This is a genomic window from Tenacibaculum sp. SZ-18 (assembly GCF_002813915.1).
Classification (GTDB): domain Bacteria; phylum Bacteroidota; class Bacteroidia; order Flavobacteriales; family Flavobacteriaceae; genus Polaribacter.
Genome location: NZ_CP019335.1, coordinates 1,641,206 through 1,659,470, shown reverse-complemented (window position 1 = coordinate 1,659,470; position 18,265 = coordinate 1,641,206). Strand labels below are relative to the sequence as shown.

The window sequence follows — 18,265 nt, the reverse complement described above, 5'->3', positions numbered from 1 at the left end:
ATGTTATATAACAATATTACAAATTATTTTCTAGTTCGTAGCGTACAATTTTATCTACAGAGTTATTTAATAAAAAGTTTTTGATAATAGTTTTGGCTAGTGGTTTGTTTTCAATTTTGGTAACTAATCTTTTAAGTATCTCTAATTGATTTCTTTGATAGGAAAGATTGGTAAATGCGTATCCTATAACTTCATTTCTCTCAATAAGGATTATAAAGCTTTCTTCGGGAACTCTACCTTTTTCTATAATTAAAAAATGATCGTGATTGAAGTTTAAATGTGTTATTTTTCGTTTTCGTATAAGATTATATTTAGGTTTGATATTGTCAAGTTCTAAATAATATTTTAATCTTGTGAAAAGTTGATTCCCTGTTTCCTGATAAGTTACGATGTCGACTTTATTTTTTACTTTTTCAGCTCTTTTATTGTCTTTTAAGAATAGCTTAGTAACTTCTAATCGAATATTTTTACCTCGTCCGATGAAAATAATATTTCCATTTTCATTGTGAACATAGAAAACACCTTCTTTTTCAGGGAGATTTTCAATAATACCGTTTATTTTCAATTTATGATTTCGGTTATCTGTAAATTGAATAGTTCTTTTGAGTATTTTCTTATTATGATCCTTGTCTAATAATAACCTAAACAACTGGACAGTAGCCATGGCATCTCCAGATGCACGATGACGATCTGTAACGGGAATTCCTAAAGATCTACATAATTTCCCTAAACTATAAGACGCCTCGTCGGGAATTAGTTTCTTACTTAACTGAACAGTACATAAATTATCTCTGGTGAATTCATAACCTAATCTATTGTATTCCGTTCTAAGGATTCGATAATCAAATGAAGCATTATGAGCAATTAAAACACAGCCTTCTGTGATTTCAATTATTCTTTTAGCAACTTCATGAAATTTTGGTGCATTACGTAACATTTTGTTGTTAATACCAGTTAGTTTAACAACAAATTCCTGAATTTCTTTTTCTGGATTTACAAGTGAAATAAATTGGTCAACAACGTTATGACCATCAAACTTATAGATGGCTATTTCCGTAATTCCCTCTTCGTTAAATTTCCCCCCAGTAGTTTCAATATCAACTATAGCATACATTCAACCCCTCCTTATTTTAATTAGTAGCTACACTGTGGCAAATATAAGAAAATCAATGAGCTAATAAACAAAACCTAAGAAAAGTAGTTTCTCACTCCAAAAATAGAACTACCAATTCTTACCATGTTACTGCCACAATTAATGGCTAGTTGGTAGTCTCCACTCATTCCCATTGACAGAGTCTTTAAATCAAAATTCTCACTCTGGTATGATTTTTTTGAGTTAAAATAGTTTAATAAGGAGGTAAATTCCTCTCTAATTTGATCTTCATTATCTGTAAAAGTAGCCATTCCCATTAAACCAACTATTTTAATGTTATGTAAATCTTTTAATTCATCTGATTCAATAATTTCATTCATTTCGTTAAAACTAAATCCGAATTTGGTGTTTTCTTGTGCAATATGAGCTTGTAACAAACAATTAATAACTCGTTTATGTTTTTTTGCTTGTTTATCAATTTCTTTTAAGGTTTTAAAACTATCTACTCCATGAATTAAATCAACAAAATGAGCCATGTACTTTACTTTGTTTCGTTGTAAATGGCCAATCATATGCCACTGAATATCTTTCGGCAACTCATTGTATTTAGTTACCATTTCTTGCACCTTATTTTCACCAAAAATACGTTGACCAGCATTATAAGCTGCTTGTATATCAGCTATCGGTTTTGTCTTTGAAACAGCCACTAGTGTAACATGTTCAGGAAGTGTATCATTTATTTCAGTTAAATTTTCTTTTATCATTATCGTATTTCGTAAATAGTTAAAGCACTGCGTAATTTTGGTTCTATGTATGTTGTTTTTGGAGGCATAACCAAGCCTTTATCAACCATTGTTTCAATTTCGTTAATGGTTGCAGGTAACATCCCGAATGAGACTTTAAAATCACCTTTATCTACTTTGGTTTTTAACTCTAATCCGTCTGATTTATCCTGTGAATAGATAATTTTAGAGTCGTCTCGTATATCGTCAATTCCCAAAATAGGTTTCAACACTGTTCTAAATAAAATTTCTGCATCCAATCTACTTAGTTCATCTGTAAATTCATACGCCGATTTTCTTAAGTACAATGCATAGAATTCATCTTTTAGATACATACTGAAATGATGTTTTTCTTTCGGGCGATATAATTCTTGACCTCTATTTTCAATTCTAAAATAAGTGTCAAGTTCAATTAAAAATTCATCAGGAGTTAATCCGTTTAAATCTTTAATAAATCTATTGAATTCATAAATACTTAATTGATTATCAGAAAGCAAGTAGCTCATAAAGAAATTGTAATCTTCTTCGCCTGTATGATTCGGATTTTCATCAGCCAAATTTTTAGCGAGAATACAAGATGAAGTTGTTCTATGATGACCGTCAGCAATGTAAAGTGTATCTATCTTACTAAAAGCATCAATTAATACATCAATATCTTCTTGATTATCAATTATCCAAAGTAAATGCAAATCCTTATCCATACTGGTAAATTCATATTCAGCACGTTGAGATTTGTATTTTTTTATGATGTCATTTACCACATTGTTTTCCCGATAGGTGAGTAGTACAGGTTCAGCATTGAAACCAGTGTTCTTTAAATAATTTTCAAAAAGTAATTCTCGTTTTTTTAAAGTTCTTTCGTGAATTTTAATAACATCATTATGATAATCTTCAGTTGAAGTTGCAGCTATAACCCCAGAGAATGAATGCGTAGCAGAAACTTTTTGATAAACATATAATGAAGGTGTTCTTTCTTCGGTAAATATCTCATTTTCTTTAAATTCTAAATATCTGTTATGAACCAGTTTAAAACGTTTTTCTCCAGTTACATCTTGTTTATGATATTTATAACCAGGGTTTACAACATGTAAAAAAGTAAAGGGATTAAATGCTAATTTTGCATTTAATTCACCTTCAGGATATGTTTCATATGATTTTGATGAAACTAGTGCAACTTTATCTCTCGTGGGTCGAACTGCTTTAAATGGTTTTATTTTTGCCATATATTATGAAAGTAATGCTGTAATTTGATTTGCTAATTCGATGCTAACTTTTTGTTGAGCTTCATTTGTAGCACTACCAATTTTAGGTGATAAAGAAAGATTAGGATTCATTAATAATTGAATCTCAGGATTAGGTTCGTTTTCAAAACTATCTAATGCTGCATATTTTACTGGTCCTTTTTCCATTGCTTTTACTAAAGCTAATTCATCAATAAGTCCACCTTTTACACAATTTATAATCCCAACTCCATCTTTCATTTTATTGAATTCTGATTCTCCTAATTTGAAATCATGATTATGTAAATGCACTGAGATAAAATCAGATTCTATAATTACTTCCTCAAAAGGAATAGAATTTAAATCAAATTGAACGGTTTGTCCGTCGAAAAATTCTAATTCTATTGAAGCTTCAGTCTCTTCAGGATCAGTCATTAAAACTTTCATTCCTAATCCAATTGCAATCTTTGCTGTTGCAATACTTGTTGCATTGATACCTATTAACCCTAGCGTTTTACCTTTTAATTCTGTACCTCCATATAATTTTTGAAGACCTTTAAAGTTCATGTCCCCTTCAAGAGGCATTTCACGATTTGCTTGATGTAAATTGCGGACCATTCCTAAAAGGTGGGCAAATATTAACTCCGCAATTGCGTTAGCACTTCCTTCTTCGCTGTGTACAATTTGTAATCCTTGATCAATGGCATATTGAACATCAACATTATCCATTGATGTACTTCCAGATGCGATTAATTTTAAACTTGGACACGCATCAATTAATTCTTGTTGAATTTGTGTTTTATTCTTAATTAAGATAGCATCAATATTATTATCATTAATAAAGTTTTCTAATTGTTCTTGTGCAACTTTTGTAATTACTACTTCAAACCCTTTTTCTTCTAATATTACTACACCTTCTTGAGTAATTCCTTCGTTTATTAATATTTTCATTTTATAATTTAATATGTCATTGCTGAACAAATCAAGCAATCTATCTTGTATTAAACCAAATTTAAGATTCAGTTATAAGATTCCTTAACTCTGTTCGTGATGACGATTTATGCAATTCTTTCTAATTCTTTCATTACATCAACTAATGCTTGAACACTGTATAGTGGTAAGGCATTATACATACTAGCTCTATAACCTCCAACAGAACGATGTCCACCTAAACCATTTATACGAGCTTCTTTCCACATTGCATCAAATTTTGCTGTTAATTGTTCATTTTCTAGAACAAATGTAGCATTCATATTACTTCGATCTTCATTTTCAACTAATCCTCGAAATAATGGATTACGATCAATTTCAGCATATAGTAAATCAGCCTTTTGTTGATTTACACCTTCAATAAAATCAATTCCTCCTAAATCTTTTAACCACTCTAATGTTAACATAGAAACATATACAGAAAACACAGGAGGAGTATTAAACATACTGTCTTTTTCTGAATGGGTTTTATAATTTAACATTGAAGGAACTTCACGACAGATTTTATTTAAAAACTCATCTTTAATTACAACCAAAGTTGCACCCGCTGGTCCCATGTTTTTTTGAGCTCCAGCATAGATTAAATCGAATTCTGAAAAATCAAGTTGACGAGAGAAGATATCTGAACTCATATCACAAATTACAGGTACAGAAGTATCAGGGAAACTCATCATTTGAGTTCCAAAGATTGTATTGTTACTTGTACAGTGAAAATAATCAACATCATTTGGGATGGTGTATTCCTTAGGAATGTAGTTAAAGTTTTTATCTTTTGAAGATGCTACTTCAATTAAATCACCAAATAATTTAGCCTCCTTAATTGCTTTAGTGCTCCATGTTCCTGTATTTAAATAAGCAGCCTTTTTATTTAAAAAATTATACGCTGTCATTAAAAACTGAGAACTCGCTCCACCTTGTAAAAAAAGAGCTGTATATCCTTTATCTTGAAGATTTAAATGTTCAAGAGCTAAACTTCTAGCTTTTTCTATAACCTCAACGAAAGGTTCGCTTCTATGTGAAATTTCAATTAGAGATAAATCGTCATTATTAAAATTTACTACAGCTTTTGAAGCTTTTTGAAGTACACTTTCTGGCAAAATGCATGGACCTGCACTAAAATTATGTTTTTTCATTATGACCTTATTAAAGGGTTGATAAGAATTTTAAAGTATTAACTCCGTCTGCATAATCCCATAAATTTGGATGTTGAGTTTGTCCAAACTTAATTTCATTTTTAATAAAATCTTTTGCTACAATACATTGTATTTTTTCACGATCTTCATGTAATTTGATTTTTAAATCGTCGGAGTTATCGTAATACTCATAAAAAACAGAAGCAATAGGAGAGGCGTAACTTTCATCCTCTTTAATCATTAAGAATCCATTTTCTAAAATATCAAACTCGCTCATTAAATATACAGCCTTATTGTAATCGTAGTTATTTGCGTATTTGGTGTTATTAATAATATCTTGTTTTTGAAACATTCCTTTGAAAAATGCATCAAAATTAAACTCTCTCGGAACGAACAATTTAGAAACAGAACGACAGCCTAAACCGAAATATCTGAAAACATCTTCACTTAAGGCATTGAAGTCTGATTCATTTTCATTACCAGTGATTACGGCTACAGAATTTCTGTTTTTTCTAATAATGTTTGGTTTGTCTTTAAAGTAATATTCAAAATATCTAGATGTGTTATCGCTTCCAGTAGCAATAACTGCATCAAAATTCTCAAGCTTTTCACTTGTAAATTCAATCTTACCTTTAAAATCTTCATTCGTAAATTCTAGATACTTTGCTAAAAAAGGAAGGAGATGTTTATCGTTACTTGATAATTTTGCCAAAACCGAATGTCCGGAAAGTAGTACAGAAAGGAAATCATGAAATCCAACTAATGGAATATTTCCAGCCATTATAATAGCTACTTTCTTACTGGAAGTATTATTTATATTTTCCTCGGAAATCCATTTTTGAATATTTGATAAGCTTAATGCTTCAGACCAATTTTCGCATGAAAAAAGTAAGTTTTCTTTAGTAAACCAAGAATTTGATTCTTCTGCAAGTTTTAATTGATGTTTAAAACCATCAAAAAACATTTCATTTAAAGAAACAGTATCATTCTTATCAATTCCTTGTCTAGAAAACTGACTTAAAAATTGTCCTAATTTAACAAACGAATCTATTCGCTTTTCGATTTTATCCATTTAAATTGTTTCTAAATTAAATTGGCTTTATTTTTGTGATTGCAAAGTTACAAAACAGAAATAGATTAGCTATGGCGATTATTATAACAGATGAATGTATAAATTGTGGTGCTTGTGAACCTGAGTGCCCAAACACAGCGATATACGAAGGAGCAGAGGAGTGGAAATATGCAGATGGTACAGATTTAGAAGGAAATATAGTTTTACCTAACGGAAATAATGCAAATGCAGATGAGGATATGGAACCAATTTCTGATGAAATCTATTATATTGTTGCCGATAAATGTACGGAATGTAAAGGTTTCCATGAAGAACCTCAATGCGCAGCAGTCTGTCCTGTCGATTGTTGTGTTCCTGATGAGGATAATGTAGAAACTGATGATGAGTTATTAGCAAAACAACGTTTTATGCATAACGATTAATGTATTTTTAAAATTTTATAAATAAAAAATCCTGAGTATTTACTCAGGATTTTTGTTTTTGGGGATTTTCGAGTGATTAAAACTTATAATTAATTGATAAATTAAACAATGTACCTAATTGGCTAAAGTGATAACCATCATACGTCATTTGGGAATAACGTTGATTAAATGTAATTAAGTTTGATTGTTGCTTTACCTGAGCAGGATCTGCTAAAATAGCATCTCCGGCCGCATTTTGAGAAACAAAATTCCACTCTGGTAACACATTAAAAATATTATTAATGTTAGCTGCAATAGTAATATTTTTAGTCGCATTATAATTGATTCCTAAATCTGTAACTACATTAGGAGTAAATTCAGTTCCGATATTGAAATTTCCGTTTGCATCGGTACTTAATCCTTGTTGGAAGAATTCAGTTTTTCCGAAATAAGTGTTGTTTAAAGAGAAACTAAACTTATCAATATCGTAGGTAGTTCCTAAAATCCACTTTGTTCTTGGTCTTGAAGTAAAGAATAAAGCTTCTTGTGTTTGGTTAACTACTGATTGTCCGGCATTTGCAACGATAGCAGGATTTTTAACAGCACCGTCTCTCTCATTTTGAATAGTGTAGTTTCCAGAAAGGTTAAATCCTAATTTACCAGTTCCTAAACCTAGATTTTTATACCCTAAAACTACATCAATACCAGAAGTTCTTGTGTCAATTGCATTTACAAAGAAACTTAAATCACTTAAGTTATTGGCATCTAAAACTTGATCTAAAGTAGTATTACCAGCAGCTGTTCTCCCTATTTCTGTACTTAACACAATTCTATCTTCAACTTTGATATTATAGTAATCTACAGTGAATGAAAAATTATCAAATGGTTTCCCACCTATTCCTACTGTAAAGTTCGTAGATTCTTCAGCTTTTAGTTTTGGAATACCTAGAAAACTAGCTTGTGGAGATACATTGTTGACCAAACCACCAACTTGAATACCTTGACCAGGAATAAAACTGTATTGTGCTTTTTGGGTATAAATTTGATGTAAAGTAGGAGCTCTAAAACCAGTTGATACAGATGCTCTTAATGTGTACTTGTCTTCCATGAATTTATAACGAGAACTGGCTTTCCATACAAAAGTACTTCCAAAGTCTGAGAAATTTTCAGCTCTTACAGTTCCATTTAAAAGAAAATCTTCTGTAACATCCCAAGCAATATCGAAATATCCTCCTAAATTATATCTGTTGAAACTTCCACTGTTTTCAGGTCTGTTACCTGCAAATGAATCTGCACCACCACCATCGTAAGATGCTAATCCACCTTCGATTACTTCAAAATTTTCAGTTCTAAACTCTGCACCAATACCAATAGCAACTTGATCTGACAGAACTTTAGAAATATCAATATTTCCTACAATATGATTAAAAGAAGTTCCTCCTGGATCAAAAGTTAATGGACTATTTTCACGATATAATTGAGAACTTTCTGTCATTTCTCCTGGATCAATTATTCCATTATTATTAGCATCTACCCAAGTAGCAGGAGACAAAACCACATTTCTGTTATGAGAATTATTAACCGTATATGTTTGTTTATTTCCCCCGAAAGTAGCACTCGCATCCACATTCCATCCGTTAATCTTTGATTTAAAACCAAGTGTCGCGTTAAAATCATTTAAATCACCTTCAAAAGTAGGAACATATCCATCATATCCTCCTGGATTTGTTGGGTTATTTCCAGGGAAGAAATTTTCTAGATATGGAAAATCTTGAATATCTCTCCAATACGGAGTTCTATAATTCGCAAAACTGTTAACTTTTTTGTAAACATAAGCTGCATTGAAGTACATATCACTATTTTCGCTGACATCGTAGCTACCATTAATTAAGAATTTTGCTGCAGTAGTTTCAGGGGAACCATTAATATTTCCTGCGTCTGGTCTCCTTGATAAAAATTCTTGAATATCTGCTAAAGTTTCACCAGGTCTAGGTCCTCCAAAGTCAGCAAATTCGCCTTCAGCATCAACAGTTCCTGGTCGGTTCGCTAAAGCTGTTTTTGAAAAATCTATTGTGTAGTTTATAAAACCTTTTTCACCAAATCTGCTGCCATTATTTACACTCACTCCGATCATTTCACCGTCACCTTCACCTGTCATACCAGCTCTAAAAGTTGCAGATCCATCCTTGTAGCTATCTTTTAATATAATGTTCATTACACCTGCAATAGCATCAGAACCATATTGTGCAGAAGCTCCGTCTCTTAAAATTTGAATTGTTTTAATTGCATCTGTTGGGATTCCTGAAATATCAGCTCCTGTTTCACCACGTCCAGGTGAAGTTTGAGTATATAGTAACGCACTTAAATTCTTTCTTTTTCCATTAATTAGAATTAATGTTCTACTTGGCCCCATATTCCTAATTTCATAAGGATCTAATAAAGAAGTTGCGTCATTTACAGGTGTGTTTACCGTGTTAAAAGAAGGAATTTTATACTGTAAGGCTTTATCAAAAGTAGTTTGTCCAGTCGCTTGTAATTCCTTTACACCTACAATATCAACAGGTAATGGACTTGATGTATTACTTCTAGCAGGAGTCCTTGATCCCGTGACAATTACTTCCTCCAGTTGTTGTCCTTCACTTAAAACAATAGTTAAGTTAGTTTGACTATTTACCTTGATTTCTTTAGTTTCGTAACCAGTGAAAGTTACAACTAATATGGCTCCATCGGATACGTTAATTTCGAACAATCCGTCAAAATTTGTAGATGTTCCATTTGTTGTTCCTTTTTCCACAATATTAGCTCCTGGTAGTGGCTCGTTGTTAATATCAACAACTTTACCAGAAATTTTTGTTTGTGCAAACATGATCCCACATACAAAGGTGAGTAAAATGCATAATTTCGTTTTTAGCATAGTTAAAATGAATTAGGTTATTTTAAGGTTTATATTGCTAATTATTCATCTAATTAACAAACGTGTTATACTATACTTAAGAAAGAAGTTGTATTTAAATACTCTTTATTTTAAGAAAATTTTAAAACTTTATTGAAAATTTACTGTAGTAGAAGCATCCATTACTTCCCATTTGAACGGCATCCCATAAACCTCCACTATCAGTATTTTCGCCTTGAACAGTGGGATAGGAGTTAAATAAATTGTTAGCTCCAATTTGGAATGAATAATTTTTATTGATTTTGTAGGAAATATGTGTATCTAAAGTAATTCTGGGTTGATAATAATCTAAGGCAGCATTAAATTTTTCAATCTCTGAGTTGTTGAATTCACCTATTGGATTATTAATTTGCCAATCGATTAATTCCAAGCTACTAAATCGAGTTAAAGTGTTTGATATTGTTAGTTTTTTTGTTGATATTATCGAGTTCAAAATTACTTTATGATTTGGTGCAGATGCTTTTAAAAAATACTGTTCACGCACACCAAAAAAAGTATCTAAATCTAAATTTCTATTATTTATTCTGTCAATATCCATTTTATTAATATTGCCAGTTAAATTAATAGCTAGAGAAGAATTATTCCATTTTTTTAACCACATAAATTTAAAATCAACACCAAACGTACTAGTGTCAACTCCATTTGTGAAAAATTGTACATTCTTAGCATCAGTGTTTATTAAGGTTGCATCAAAATTGCCACTCAGAATGATTCGATCTCGTATAAAAATATGATAGGAATCAATTGAAAATGAGAAGTTATTTGAAATTCTATTGGTATAACCTAAACTGTAATTTACAGCGTTTTCCTCTTTTAATTTTTTTATTCCAAATAGTCGAGTAATGGGGTCATTGTTTGCTATTAAGAAAGATTCCATTGGAACATTATCAATATAATTTGTGAATTTCAAATTGTAATAAATTTGAGCTAATGACGGCGCTCTAAATCCCGTACTAAAAGAGAATCTTATATTTGATTTTGGGTTAATCTTAAAATTTGATGCCAGTTTTGTGTTGAAGGAATTACCAAAATCGCTGTAGTTTTCATATCTCACTGCCGCTGCAAAAATTAGTCTTTCTGTAATATCTAGTTCTGAGTCCAAATAAAAACTGAAACTAGTTCTAGTTCTGTCAATTTCATTTAACGGAGCATAACCTGGGAAGCCCTGTGAACCGCCAGGTCTAATAACCCCATTATATGTTGGGATTTGATCAGATGGGGTAGAATCATTTACTGGATTACCATTTATGTCGTAAGATAGATAGGATGCTTCTTCTCCAGAAAAAATCTTATAATTTTCTATTTTATTTTCAAGTCCTAAAGCTAAATTTAGTCCGTGAAAAACCTCTTTAAATTGTTTCGTTAAATCAACATTGGTTGTATTCAAGCTTAAATTATGTCCTCCAGCATCAAATTCAGTTGGAGAGTTTTCTAATAATGTTGCGTTTAAAGTTTCTTTAATGTAGTAATGGAAATAATTTGATCCGAAAGTATTACTAAAATCAATATTCCACCCATTTGATTTTCCTTTGAGACCAAGAGTAAAAGACTTGTCTGAAATGTTAGATGTTATTAAAGGATTAAAACCATTAGGATATATAGATTGAACATTTCGTTCGCTATTAAATGGTCGAGTAAAGGCAAAGGCATTGGTGTTTTTGAAATTATATCCACCGTTGGCATATATTTTTAATCGGTTTGAAATAGGAATTTCTGAGTTGAGGAAAAAGCTACTACTTGTAACAGCGGCATCACCATAATTTTCTCTGATCTTGGTTCCTTGTCTAAATGTGTAATCCTTCGATAAAAATTCTGCAGTTACATTAATAAACCCTTTCTCATTAATACGAGCTCCGTAGTTAATATCTGTCTTGAATGTTAAACCATCAATACCTTTTCTTGATGTATCTTGATTGTTATTAGCATTATAAAAACCTACAGTAGAATTGACGTTGGTAATATTTGGTTCATCTTTTAATACGATATTTATAACTCCAGCAATTGCATCAGAACCATATTGTGCTGAAGCTCCATCTTTTAACACATCAATTCTTTTAATTGCAGAAGTTGGAATTGTGTTTAAGTCAGTTCCAGAGTTTCCTCGACCTCTAGTTCCGTAAAGATTAATTAAAGAGCTCTGATGTCTTCTTTTACCGTTTATTAAAACTAAAGTTTGATCGGGACCCAAACCTCTGTATGTTGCCGGTATAATGTGATCAGCACCGTCGGAACCAGACTGCTTAGTAGCATTGAAAGAAGGAATTTCTGTTTGAATTAATTGATTAACTTGAAGGACATCACTTTTATTAGTTACCGATTGAACATCGATGCTTTCAGTTGAAACAGGTGAATCTATTTTTTTTCTGTTCACATTTCTTGAACCCACTATAAATACTTCATCTAATTGTAAGCCAGATTTTAAAATAACTTTTATATAATCTGAACTAGGAGAGAGATTTTTGGCAGAATAACCGACATGAGAAATTACTATTTCATTATTGTTTTCTAATTCTAATTCAAAACTACCATCATGTCTAGTAATAGTGCCATTATTTGTGTTTTTTTCTACAACATTCGCTTTGGAAATTGGTTGATAGTAAGAATTTAAAACAACACCTCTAATAACTGTTCTAACATTTTTATTGGAAACGTTTAAACTATCAGATCTAGGAAAATTCGAATTTTTTATACGATCCTTTTTTTGTTTTGTCTTTTTATTCTTTTTGGGGATAAAAACTACATAGTAATTATTACCTAAATATTCTATTTCATATTTAGGTAACTTTTTAATAATTGATATTGATTTTTCTAGAGAAATACCTTGAAAAGGAATAATGTCAATCTCTTCATTATTTAGTAATATGGGATTATAAGTAAAATGTACATTGTGATGTAAGCTGATATAGTCTAAAGCTTCTGCAAAAGGAACATTTTTTTTTGTTTGACCGTAAAAATCAATAGATAAGATGAGTAGAAACACGATTACGAAAGAACACTGACGATGGATGTTTCTATTATTCATTAGTAGTTTTGGGGGTTAATTCTTATAAACTACTAGTATACCATTTTCTTTTTGAATAGTAACATTTGTAGACTTTTTTATTGCATTTAAGCAAATTTCTAAATCTGTTGTAGGTACTTTTCCAGTAATTAAAATATCTTTAGTTTCAGAGTTGTTGTATGAAAAGTTAACTCCGTAAGTTTCCGATACTCTATTGAGCGCTTCATTTAAACTTGTATTGCTAAAAATAAGATTTCCTGATTTCCATGAAGCATAGTTGTTGTTAAATGAATCTTCTTTATTTACGATGATCTTTCTTTTCTTCGAAGAATACTCAATGTAATTACCCGGACTCATTTGTTGATTTTTTCCGTTGTTCAAATTCAATAAAATATTTCCTTCTTCAAGATACACGTCCGTTTTATCAGATGATGTTTTTATATTGAATTGAGTTCCATAAACTTCAACTGTTAAATTCTCAGTCCTAACACTGAATTTAGAATTTTCAGATACATCTTTTTTAACATTAAAGAATGCCTCTCCCGTTAATTCGATTTCTCTAGGGTAATAATTTGAGTAAGAAATTGATGAGTTTACATTTAACGTTACTATAGAACCATCTTCAAGAATGACATTGAGCATTTCTCCATAATTGGTCTTGTGTGTTACTTTAGAGAATAAAGAATAAGTGAAAATACCTAAGGAAATTAGTAATAACAATGATGCAGCAATAGAAATAAATTTTATTCTAATAAAACTACTTTGATTCTGTAAATCCTTCTCTAGTTTTTCTACTTCTAAAGATTGAATTCTACTTGATAATTTATCCCATTCCAATGAAATTTTATCGTCATTAACAGTTTCTTTCTTAAAATTAATTCCAATAATTATATCTCTAGCTTCATCAGCCAATAATTTATTTTTCGGATTTTCTTGTAGCCAATTATCCCATTCGCGTGAGTCCTCATTACTTTTATTTAGAATCCAACTGTTAAAAGAGGCGTCTTCTAAAAAATCTTGAATCGTATTATAATTTTTATTTTTTTTCACAACGGTTGTAGGGTACTTTTAAGTATTCATTTATATAAAGAGTATATTTTATAAATTATACTCTTTAACTAATGCAAATTTATGAATTTAATAATTTAAGGATTTCTTCCTCATTTCTGAGGTTTTTAATAGCCTTATGCAAAGTATTAATTACGCTTTGATAATTAATGTCCATAGTTTCTGCAATTTCATTTGCTTTGAAGTTACAATTGAACTTTAAATAAATAACTTCTTTTTGTCTTTTAGGCAGTTGGTTTATTAGGTTGGCGAGGTTCTTATTTCGAAAAGTTAATGATTCTTGCTTAGTAATAAATTCTTCGGGGGTAAAGCTGATATCAACAATGTTAGCATCTACAGAATGTACGAAAGTAATTTTTTTAGCATTATTAATTCTTTTAATTATAAATCTTCTAAAAGAAGCGAAAAGATAGGGAGCAATTGAGTTCAAATCACTTAAATTTTCTTTATGCTCATAGATATAAATGAAAAAATCCTGGAGTGCATCCTCTGTTAATATTTCATTTTTAGAGATTTTTAATCCATAACTATGAAGTGATGGGTAAAACTTTTTAAAAAGGATCGAGAACGATTTTAAGTCTCCCTTTTTAATTGATTTCCATAAAATCTCATCTGATAAATTACTCATTAATTAGATTTTCTAACAGCTCTAAAATAACAAAAAGACTTAATTAAAGAAAAATAGCACTAGCTTTTTCTGTTGAAAGATATGTAAACTGAAGTAATGTGCTATATTTGCAAACGCAAAAAAATATCAATTTATATTAAATGAAAGCTGGAATTGTAGGATTACCAAATGTTGGAAAATCAACTTTATTCAATTGTTTATCGAATGCAAAAGCACAAAGTGCAAACTTTCCGTTTTGTACTATTGAACCAAATTTAGGTGTTGTAAATGTACCAGATCCTAGATTAGAAAAACTAGAAGAATTGGTAAATCCTGAAAAAGTAATTCCTGCAACTGTAGAAATTGTTGATATTGCTGGATTAGTAAGAGGAGCAAGTAAAGGAGAAGGATTAGGAAATCAGTTTTTAGCTAATATTAGGGAGACAGATGCAATTTTACATGTGTTACGTTGTTTTGATAATGATAATATTGTTCATGTTGATGGTTCAGTTGATCCAATTAGAGATAAAGAAACAATTGATATTGAATTACAGTTAAAAGATTTAGAAGCTGTAGAAAAGCGATTAGAAAAAGTAAAAAGAGCAGCAAAAACTGGAAACAAAGAAGCTCAAGCTGAACTAGCACTTTTAGAGAAAATTCAGGAAGTTTTAATGGAAGGTAAATCAGTTAGAATTATTGATTTTACTGAGAAAGAAGAGGATCTAGTTAAGTCTATGCAATTTATTACAGCTAAGCCAGTAATGTATGTTTGTAATGTTGATGAATCTTCAGCAAAAGATGGAAATACTTATGTTGATAGGGTTAAGGAAGCTGTTAAAGATGAAGATGCTGAAATTATTGTTTTAGCGGTTGCCACAGAAGCAGATATTGCAGAATTAGATGATTACGAAGAGCGTCAGATGTTTTTAAGTGATATAGGCCTAGAGGAACCAGGAGTATCAAGATTAATCCGATCAGCTTATAAATTATTAGATCTTCAAACTTACTTCACAGCAGGTGAAAAGGAAGTTAGAGCTTGGACTATTCCTGTTGGAGTTACTGCACCTCAAGCAGCTGGAGTTATTCATACAGATTTTGAAAAAGGTTTCATTAGAGCGGAAACGATAAGTTATAACGACTATGAGACGTATGGAAGTGAGGCGAAAGTGAAAGAAGCTGGTAAAGTTAGAGTGGAAGGGAAGGAATATGTTGTTGCTGATGGTGATGTAATGCACTTTAGATTTAACGTTTAAGAAAATAAATTTCTTTCAAATATTAACAAGCTCAAAATCGTAATATTTTGAGCTTTTTTGTATTTTGTATTCCGTAAATATAGAACCATGCAAATAGAAAAATCAACCTTTGATTTCTTACATAGACTTTCGGAAAATAATAATAGAGATTGGTTTGCTGAAAACAAAAAAGACTTTGATGCTGTTCAAAATGAAGTAAAACAATTTTATAAAACCATACAGGAAAATTTAGAAGTACACGATGAAATTGAAAAGCATAAATTTTTCAGGATTTATCGTGACGTTCGTTTTTCTAAAGATAAAACACCATACAAAACTCATTTCGCAGGATCTTTTTCGAGAAGTGGAGCACATTTACGAGGTGGATATTATTTAAGAATAAAACCAGGCGAGAGTTTTCTAGCTGGAGGGTTTTGGGAACCGAACAAAGAAGATTTGTATAGAATCAGAAAAGAAATTGAAATCGATGCTTCTGAGTTCAGGGAAATTTTAGCTGATAAAACGTTTAATAAATATTTCGGTGATAAATTTGAAGGAGACGAATTAAAGACTGCTCCAAAAGGTTTTGATAAGACTCATCCAGATATTGATTTACTTCGTAAAAAAGGATATTTGGCAGTTCGTAATTTTACTGATGAAGAAGTATTATCGAAGAAATTTTTAAATGAAATTGATAATTCATATTTGGTAATGAGACCATTTTTTGATTTAATGAGTTCTGTGCTTACCACCAATCTTAATGGAGAATCAATACTTTAGAATGAATCCCAAAGTTTTGATATTTAAATATTTATATAAACTTTACTTAAAAATGCATTTACTTCAATATTAAAGTTACTTATGTAATTAGTGCGTTAATAAGGTAAAATAAAGTAGTGAAACTTCCTCAAATTATCCGTATCATCCTAATGGAACACATCTTATAAAATTAGTACTAATTTCCTACACAACTTCACAGAATATTTTTTGTAGAAAAAAGGAGTTTTAATTACATATGTTCTGAATGAGTTTACTTAAATTCTACTTTTTTTAATCCAGATTCTGATAATCTTGACTAGTTCATAAAGTCCCTTTATTATCAGAATTAATACTAAATCTTTCAAGTCGTTTTTGATGAAAAATATAATTTGTAAACAAGATTGTACTAATATCATTCAAATTCGTTTGTGTTTTTTAACTAATGTTAATTCTTTCCAATTCTAGTACAATACTTTGATATGATGGACATCTGTATTTTCATTATTAAAAAAATAGGATCTCATTAAGGATTTATGAATGACTTTCAACAATTAAAGTAACTACTGCTATTCAATAAATTAATAACTATTAATTTTTTAATAATGAAACTTCCTTACGCACATAAAAGAAAGTAACAACAGTAGCTAAAAGATCAGAAATTGGAAAAGAGAACCATATCCCATTAAGTCCGAAAAACATCGGTAATACAATTATAAAAGGAATTAAGAAAATTGATTGTCTCAATAAAGTTAGAATTAAGGCTGGCTTAGCTTTACCAACTGCTTGAAAATAAGAGGCTCCAACCAATTGAAATGCAATAAACGGAGTTGCCAAAAGAGTAGTTAAAATTGCATTAGGTGTTTGTTCTAATAATTCAGCATCGTTGGTGAAAATTGCTGTCATCTCATAGTTAAATAAATAAACCGAAATAAATATAAAGATGCAAATAAGGGTTCCGTATTTATTTGCTGTATTTAATACATCTTTAACACGCTCATATAATTTTGCACCATAGTTATAACCAGCAATTGGTAAAAAACCCTGTACAATTCCGAAAACAGGAAAGAATATAAACATCATTAGTCTATTTATGATCCCAAAAACCGCAACAGATGTCTCATTACCATATTTATACAATGAATAGTTTAAAATAATTGTAAGAATACTTACAGTTCCTTGTCTTACTAGAGTGATACTTCCTAAAGAACTAATTTCAGAAATAATGCTTTTTTCAAGTTTTAAATAGTTAAAACCTATTTTTAAATTACTCTTTTTTGAAAGTAAAAACCCTACAATAAAAAGTCCACAAACTGCATAAGAAATTGAAGTTGCTAAACCTGCACCGAACATTCCCCAATCTAAAACTTTAATAAATATAATATCTAAAATGATGTTAGCTATGGCGGGTAAAATTAATGCAATCATTGCATAGGTTGGTTTTCCTAAGGCTCTAATAATCGGATTTCCCATCATAGCATAGGCTAAAAAAGGTACACCAATAATTATTATTCTAAAATAAGGCAATGCCGGATCCAAAATATTACCATTTGCACCAAATAATTTTAGCACAGATTCTTCAAAGAGTAAACAAGTAGTAACAAGAATAATAGATGAAAGTGTGGTTAAGCTAATTTGATTTCCAAATACTTTTTTAGCTTTTTCTACTTTATCAGCTCCTAATGCCAATGAAATAACTGAACTTCCTCCAATACCAATGGCCATTCCAATAGAAGAAATTAAAAATCCAATAGGTAGAACAACTGTAATTGCCGCAATTGCAAGCACACCAATCCATTGTCCTACAAAAATTGTGTCAACAATCATATTTATTGACATTACTAATATTCCAATTGATGCAGGAACGGACTGCTTTAACAATAAAGTACTTACTTTCTCTGTAGAAAGTTCATTGGCAATTTGGTTCATGACGGCAAAGTATGGTAGAAAATTAGTA

The 18,265-nt window shown here is 30.5% G+C and carries 14 protein-coding genes; 3 read left to right on the top strand and 11 right to left on the bottom strand.

Features of this window, described 5'->3' with window-relative positions:
- Positions 1-16 precede the first annotated feature (16 nt).
- The 6 genes from BTO06_RS07535 to BTO06_RS07510 all read right to left on the bottom strand — a co-directional run bounded on the left by BTO06_RS07535 (position 17) and on the right by BTO06_RS07510 (position 6,290).
- Positions 17-1,114, bottom strand: coding sequence for an exonuclease domain-containing protein (locus BTO06_RS07535; RefSeq protein WP_100924713.1), 1,098 nt, complete (start codon positions 1,112-1,114; stop codon positions 17-19).
- Positions 1,115-1,188: 74 nt separating this feature from the next.
- Positions 1,189-1,860, bottom strand: a complete 672-nt coding sequence (locus tag BTO06_RS07530; protein WP_100924712.1) for a YggS family pyridoxal phosphate-dependent enzyme — start codon at positions 1,858-1,860, stop codon at positions 1,189-1,191.
- Entirely contained in the window at positions 1,857-3,098 is a 1,242-nt protein-coding gene (locus tag BTO06_RS07525; protein ID WP_100924711.1) for a DUF1015 domain-containing protein, read from the bottom strand. The genes BTO06_RS07530 and BTO06_RS07525 overlap by 4 nt, the downstream gene beginning before the upstream one ends.
- 3 nt (positions 3,099-3,101) lie before the next feature.
- Positions 3,102-4,046 carry an NAD(P)-dependent oxidoreductase gene (locus BTO06_RS07520; protein WP_100924710.1) on the bottom strand — a complete coding sequence of 315 codons (945 nt, stop codon included), beginning with the start codon at positions 4,044-4,046 and terminating at the stop codon, positions 3,102-3,104.
- Positions 4,047-4,153: 107 nt separating this feature from the next.
- A complete protein-coding gene (serC, locus tag BTO06_RS07515; RefSeq protein ID WP_100924709.1) occupies positions 4,154-5,218 on the bottom strand; it encodes a 3-phosphoserine/phosphohydroxythreonine transaminase in 1,065 nt (354 codons plus the stop codon).
- Between the two features lie 10 nt (positions 5,219-5,228).
- Complete coding sequence (locus BTO06_RS07510) at positions 5,229-6,290, bottom strand: acyl-CoA reductase (protein WP_100924708.1); 1,062 nt, start codon at positions 6,288-6,290, stop codon at positions 5,229-5,231.
- A 71-nt stretch (positions 6,291-6,361) separates the two neighbouring features.
- On the opposite strand from BTO06_RS07510, the gene BTO06_RS07505 reads away from it, so the two are divergent.
- Positions 6,362-6,712: a 4Fe-4S dicluster domain-containing protein gene (locus tag BTO06_RS07505; RefSeq protein WP_100926742.1), complete on the top strand. Its 351-nt coding sequence runs from the start codon at positions 6,362-6,364 to the stop codon at positions 6,710-6,712.
- 76 nt (positions 6,713-6,788) lie between these two features.
- Here BTO06_RS07505 and BTO06_RS07500 read toward each other — a convergent pair whose 3' ends face one another.
- The 4 genes from BTO06_RS07500 to BTO06_RS07485 form a co-directional block, all read right to left on the bottom strand.
- Positions 6,789-9,605, bottom strand: coding sequence for a TonB-dependent receptor (locus BTO06_RS07500; RefSeq protein WP_100924707.1), 2,817 nt, complete (start codon positions 9,603-9,605; stop codon positions 6,789-6,791).
- Positions 9,606-9,726: 121 nt separating this feature from the next.
- The gene (locus BTO06_RS07495) at positions 9,727-12,666 is read right to left on the bottom strand and encodes a TonB-dependent receptor (RefSeq protein ID WP_100924706.1); all 2,940 of its coding nucleotides are present in this window, start codon (positions 12,664-12,666) and stop codon (positions 9,727-9,729) included.
- Between the two features lie 15 nt (positions 12,667-12,681).
- Positions 12,682-13,695 carry a FecR family protein gene (locus tag BTO06_RS07490; RefSeq protein ID WP_100924705.1) on the bottom strand — a complete coding sequence of 338 codons (1,014 nt, stop codon included), beginning with the start codon at positions 13,693-13,695 and terminating at the stop codon, positions 12,682-12,684.
- 79 nt (positions 13,696-13,774) lie between these two features.
- Positions 13,775-14,341, bottom strand: a complete 567-nt coding sequence (locus tag BTO06_RS07485; protein ID WP_100924704.1) for an RNA polymerase sigma factor — start codon at positions 14,339-14,341, stop codon at positions 13,775-13,777.
- A 140-nt stretch (positions 14,342-14,481) separates the two neighbouring features.
- On the opposite strand from BTO06_RS07485, the gene ychF reads away from it, so the two are divergent.
- A complete protein-coding gene (gene ychF / locus BTO06_RS07480) occupies positions 14,482-15,573 on the top strand; it encodes a redox-regulated ATPase YchF (protein WP_100924703.1) in 1,092 nt (363 codons plus the stop codon).
- 87 nt (positions 15,574-15,660) lie between these two features.
- Positions 15,661-16,332: a DUF2461 domain-containing protein gene (locus BTO06_RS07475; RefSeq protein ID WP_100924702.1), complete on the top strand. Its 672-nt coding sequence runs from the start codon at positions 15,661-15,663 to the stop codon at positions 16,330-16,332.
- A gap of 567 nt (positions 16,333-16,899) precedes the next feature.
- Here BTO06_RS07475 and BTO06_RS07470 read toward each other — a convergent pair.
- Positions 16,900-18,237, bottom strand: a complete 1,338-nt coding sequence (locus BTO06_RS07470; RefSeq protein ID WP_100924701.1) for an MATE family efflux transporter — start codon at positions 18,235-18,237, stop codon at positions 16,900-16,902.
- Positions 18,238-18,265: the final 28 nt, after the last annotated feature.